Origin of the sequence: Synechococcus sp. Cruz CV12-2-Slac-r, assembly GCF_024346075.1 — a bacterium.
Classification (GTDB): Bacteria; Cyanobacteriota; Cyanobacteriia; order PCC-6307; family Cyanobiaceae; genus Synechococcus_D.
The window spans coordinates 1-5,192 of sequence record NZ_JAGQEK010000112.1 but is presented as its reverse complement, the minus strand read 5'-3'; the positions used below and the strand labels follow the sequence as shown (position 1 = coordinate 5,192).

Genomic DNA, 5,192 nt, shown 5'->3' with positions numbered 1-5,192 from the left:
GGCATCGGCAAAGAATTTATCTAATGAGCACCTATTACTTCGTAGCGGCAAGCGAAGCCTTTTTAACTAAAGAAGAACCACTTGCAGAAGTTCTTTCAGAACGGCGCCGCAATTACGCTGAAAATAATAAAGAAATCGATTTCTGGTTAATTTTAAACCCAACATTCTTGGATTCTTCTCAGTTTGCAAATCAAGCTGCTTCTGTGCCGAGGCCAGCTGCAGCCGTAATTTCAACCGATCGTAGTTTTATTGATTTTATGAAGTTGCGCTTGGAATTCGTTTTTAAGGGCGAGTTTGAAGCGCCATCCGCAGCGATTCCCGACCCCCTTGCACACGGGGCTTGAGCTCTTCATGGAGCGCTTGAAATTCAAGGCATTCCCCCTGGATTTGCTTAGAAAGCAGCTGTTGAAGGCGCTCAAGCTCATCAGGATGAAGCTCTCCGTTATCCCTCCATTGAAGATCTGTGGTCAAGGTGCTTTTTATAATTTTCCTAATTGTGTCAGGGAACCAACGCGGATGGCTGCATTGATAAGCAAAAACACCTTGAAAAAAGCTAAAGATCGCCAGAAAGAACTATTCGTTGCTTTGCGGCCTTGTTTCGCTTAATCCAAAGCAACAGCATTGAAAGCCTGGCTGAGGCTTTGGCCCAACAGCTCAAGGCCAACACACCAAAAGACCCCTTTTGCGCCCAAAAGGTACTGGTTAGCACCAATGCGATGGGCCGTTGGCTTGCTCTTGCCCTTAGTGAGCAGCTTGGGATTTGCGCTGGCATTGATTTTGATTTCGGTGGTCGCTATTTCCGCAACCTGGTGCGGCAGTTGGCAGCACAACCAAACCACTGCATTGATCCCTGGGAGCCGGATGCCATGCGTTGGCGCTTGGCTCAATTACTTTTTCAGCTGCCTCAAAATGCCATCTACAACCCCCTGCATCTTTATTGGCAGGCAGATAAAAATAAAACAGATACAAACAGGCCCAAGCTGAATCGCCAGCAGTTGCAATTCCTTTTGCAGCTAACAGATACCTTCGATCAATACGGGCTTTATCGAGCCGCCGCAATGCGGCGCTGGCTAGCAGAAGAAGATCTTGATTTTCAAGGCCAACCACTGCCGGCAGATCAATTGTGGCAGCCACACTTATTAAGGGAATTACACAACCAAGCCAAGCTGTTGGGTTTTAATCACCCCAGCGAACGCTTGCTGGCGGCACCCCAGCAGATAGCAAATGCAACATCTTTAAAAGAGCAATGGCATGCAGAAGGACCATTGCAGGTATTTGGTTTATCGAGCTTGCCGCCCGCCTTTTTAGATCTATTGGCAACGATTGCAAGCCAAGGGCCACGGGAGGTGGTGCTCTATTTGCTTAGCCCCTGCGATAGCCCCTGGGGCGCTACGCCTGCCCCTATCGATAAAAACGACAGCAGTGTGGAACAGCTGGAAAAAATGCTGCTCCATGAAGGGCATCCGCTATTGGCAAATTTGGGGCGCACCCTGCGGGATTTTGATTGGCAACTGGAACTGATATCCACCAACCTCGAAGAAAATTTCCACAGGCTTTCACTAACGCCTGCCCCGATCGCAAAAGAGTTGAATCTGCTCGATCAACTGAAGCTAGATCTCGCCACTGGAAAGCGCCGCTCCCCTTTGAACGGCCAGAGGCAACCATTGCTAATAACAACTGCGCAGCTGAACTTGCAGGTGATCCATTGCCATGGCGATCGCCGCCAGGTAGAGGAAGCCCATGAAGCAGTGCTCGCCTTAATGGCTAGCGATCCCAGCCTGCAACCCCGTGAAATATTGCTGCTCACAACCGATGTAGCCCGCTTTGCCCCCCTTGTGCTGGCCAGTTTTGAAAGACCCGGCGGTATCAGTGATCCGCGCCACTTACCAATACGAGTTACCGATCGCACCTTGCGCCAACGCAACGCAAAAATCGATCTCCTGTTTCGCTTGCTTGCCCTTGCCGGCAGCCGCTATGAGCTAGAGGCAGTGCTCGATTTGCTACTGCTGCCGCCAGTGGCCGAGGCGTTGCAGCTAAATGAACTTGAAGCTCAGCAATGGCTGCGTTCAATTCAGGCGCTTGGCGTTACCTGGGGGCGTGATGCCGAGCACCGCCAAAAATGGGGTTATCCCATTTGCAGCCAATACAGCTGGCAGTGGGGTCTTGATCGGCTGCTGCTGGGCTTATTGCTGGAAGATCCTTTTCCAATTGGCAACCCAGCTGATGGGGAATGGCAAGGTTTAGCTGCCCATGGCGATCCCATGCTCACGCCGCCATTAGTGCTGGCCTTGATCGCAGCCTGTGAATCCCTATTCACGTTTTTAAGGCCCCTTGAAAGTGCGCAAACTCCTGAAGCTTGGGTGGTTGCTCTAACAAATGCAGTGCAAGGGCTTAGCGGCAGCGGAGGGCCTAATAACTGGCAAACACCTGAACTATTTGAACTGCTCAAACCCTTGCGGGCAGCACCTGAAAATGCACCTGCCCTTGAACGCGAAGCAGTAGTACTACTGCTGGAGGAAGCAGAAGCCCAGGAGCAAGGGCGTTATGGCCATGTGAGCGGCGCCGTTACCCTCAGCGCCCTTGAGCCGATGCGCTCAATTCCCCATCGCGTGGTGGTTTTGCTTGGAATGGATGAGGAACGGTTGCCGCGGCCTGATCACTCCCCTCAATACAACTTAATTGCAGCAAAGCCATGGCGGGGTGATCGCAGCAGGCGGCAAGAAGATCGAGCGATCCTGCTGGAAACATTGCAGGCCAGCCGCCACCATTGGATTGCCACCTTCACAGGCACAGATCCATGCACCGGTGAGCAACGCAATCCGGCCGGTCCCCTTGCCGATCTGATTAGTTGCTTAGCAAGCGAATACCGCAGCAGTGCCGGCAAACCAATAACTGATCTGTTGTTGCGATATGCAGCGCCGCTGCGGCAACTTCCAGCAAACCCAAAATTACCTTTAGAAGCGATCTGGCCGCAAACTTTAAATTGGCCAAAAAGTGATACAAAAACCATTGAACTTGCTAGTTCAGAAGAATTGCAGCAGTTTTTTAATGATCCTGCCAAACAGCTACTGCAAGCCCATGGCATTCAGCTGCAAAGAAAACCAGAGCAACAATTTGATCCAGAAGAAACAGAATTAAATGGCCTCAGGCGTTGGGAACTGGGGGAACATTTTTTAAATCACGGTTTTGAAGATTTGCAGCTCGCTGCCCTGCAACGCAGGGGGTTATTGCCTGCTGGTCCTGCGGCTCCAGTTGTTAGCGCAGATCTAGCGCGGCGCAGCCTCCAGCTGCTGGAAATACAACAGCAACTGGAAGAAAGCCAGCCCACTGGCTTGTTTTTAACCGGCAGTGGCCAGCTAAAACCAAAAAGACTGCTGCAAGGCTGGATTACCCATCTTTTTGCAAATCAAATAGCTCCGCGTTATACCCATTTAATTGGCCCTCAAGGCAGCGGTGAAAAAGAGAAACTGCTGGCCATTGCACTCGCACCCTTAGAGCAATCAACAGCGATAGAACACCTGGAATTGCTGCAACAGTTGCGCCGCGAAGGTCTTTGCCGCCTTTTGCCTTTTGAACCACAGCTGAGCTGGTGGTTGCTGCAGGAAAAGCAAAATCCAGGGGGGAATAAAGCAGATATTGAGCGGCTGCAGTGGCCAGATTCAATAATTCAAATCAATGCTGGAGAACCACCAGACCTTGAAATCTGGTGGGCTCAGGCTGAATGTTGGAGCTTGGTGGAACAGATCCTGCTGCCCCTTGCAGCAGCGATCGCAAAAGATGAAATTACAAGAGAAGAAATGGCGTGAAAAATATCAAAGAATCAAGTGAAAATCTGGTTGAGCTTGATTTAAACGGGCCGTTAATTAATGGCACAGAAGTGCTTGAAGCTAGTGCTGGCACCGGTAAAACCTATGCCCTAAGCCATCGGGTATTGCGGGCTATCGCCGAGCAAGGGCGAACGGTGGATTCAATTTTGGTGGTTACTTTTACACGCGCTGCTGCTGCTGAAATCCGCCGCCGCATCCGCGCTCGCTTGGATCTTGCCGCTACTGCCCTTGCCATGGCCATCGGCGAAAACATTGAAGCAGCTCCCCCCCTCGATCCCACCTTGGCGGCCTTGGTTGCTAGCTGGCATCAAAGCCCAGATCCCTATCAACCTCTACTGCGTTTGTTGGTGGCCCTTGATCAAATGGATCTTGCCCCAATCCACACAATTCACGGCTTCATAAACAACCTGATTCGCGATAACAGTTCACTCCTAAATATTGATTCCCAGGTGGGATTGCAGGAAAACAACCAGGAATTGCTCTTAAAACTTGTTACCGATTGGCGACGCTGCCACATATCCCATAGCCCTAGCCCCTGGCAAGCCTGGGTGCAAAGCCACAGTGATCTAAGGGCTGAACCGCTGTTGCAGCTCGCCCAGTTGGTAGACGACGACAGGGATATGCAACTGCAATCCAATTCAATCAAAATCGAACCAGCCAGCCATTGGGCTGAACTAGAGCAGCGTTTCTTTACTGCTTTTTGCAAACATGGAGATGAGGCGGCAGCATTATTAGTTGCCCTATGCAAAGGCAAAGGCAACGAAACACCAACAAAATTATTAGCAAAAACCAGGCTCGCAGAATTACCAGCCCTGCTCAAAACAGCGCGGCAGCAGTTTTTTGAAGCGCCATCCCAAACCACTGCAAAAACCTACCGACTGCTGTGCCAAGCACTTGCCACCAGTCGTTTGCGCCAGGTGCTGGCCGATCCCGATCAAGCGCCCCAAGCTGGCCTCCATCAATTAGCAGAAGAGCTTTGCTATGGGCCGGCAGAAGTTTTTACTCAGCATTTTTGTGAGGATCTAAAACAACAGGCGAGCAGCCAAAGGCAAGCGGAAAATCTGCTCAGCTTCTCAGATTTACTCGAGCAAGTAGATCCAGCAAAACTGCAATCAGCTCAATTAGAAGCTCTACAAAATTGGGCTAAATGCAAATTCAGTTGTTGCTTAATCGATGAATTTCAAGACACCGATCCAATCCAATGGCGTTTATTTGCAGCCCTATTTGATGGGGTGATGCCAGTTACTTTGATCGGTGATCCCAAACAGGCCATCTATCGCTTTCGTGGCGGCGATATCCGCACATACCGCCTTGCCACCAGCGGCAACGATCGCCTGCGGGCTGGCCTTAATACCAATCGTCGTA

4 protein-coding genes are annotated in these 5,192 nt (G+C 50.8%); all 4 read left to right on the top strand.

Annotation, left to right across the window (positions count from 1 at the left end; all coding sequences use genetic code 11):
* Positions 1 to 23: 23 nt before the first annotated feature.
* On the top strand, positions 24 to 344 hold the full coding sequence (locus KB557_RS08680; protein WP_255133301.1) for an MgPME-cyclase complex family protein: 321 nt from the start codon (positions 24 to 26) through the stop codon (positions 342 to 344).
* Positions 345 to 351: 7 nt separating this feature from the next.
* Complete coding sequence (locus KB557_RS08675; protein WP_255133298.1) at positions 352 to 606, top strand: hypothetical protein; 255 nt, start codon at positions 352 to 354, stop codon at positions 604 to 606.
* Entirely contained in the window at positions 594 to 3,806 is a 3,213-nt protein-coding gene (locus KB557_RS08670; RefSeq protein WP_255133296.1) for an exodeoxyribonuclease V subunit gamma, read from the top strand. The genes KB557_RS08675 and KB557_RS08670 overlap by 13 nt, the downstream gene beginning before the upstream one ends.
* Positions 3,803 to 5,192 (top strand): UvrD-helicase domain-containing protein (locus KB557_RS08665; RefSeq protein WP_255133294.1); only part of this gene is annotated, 1,390 nt, incomplete at its 3' end. The genes KB557_RS08670 and KB557_RS08665, both read left to right, overlap by 4 nt.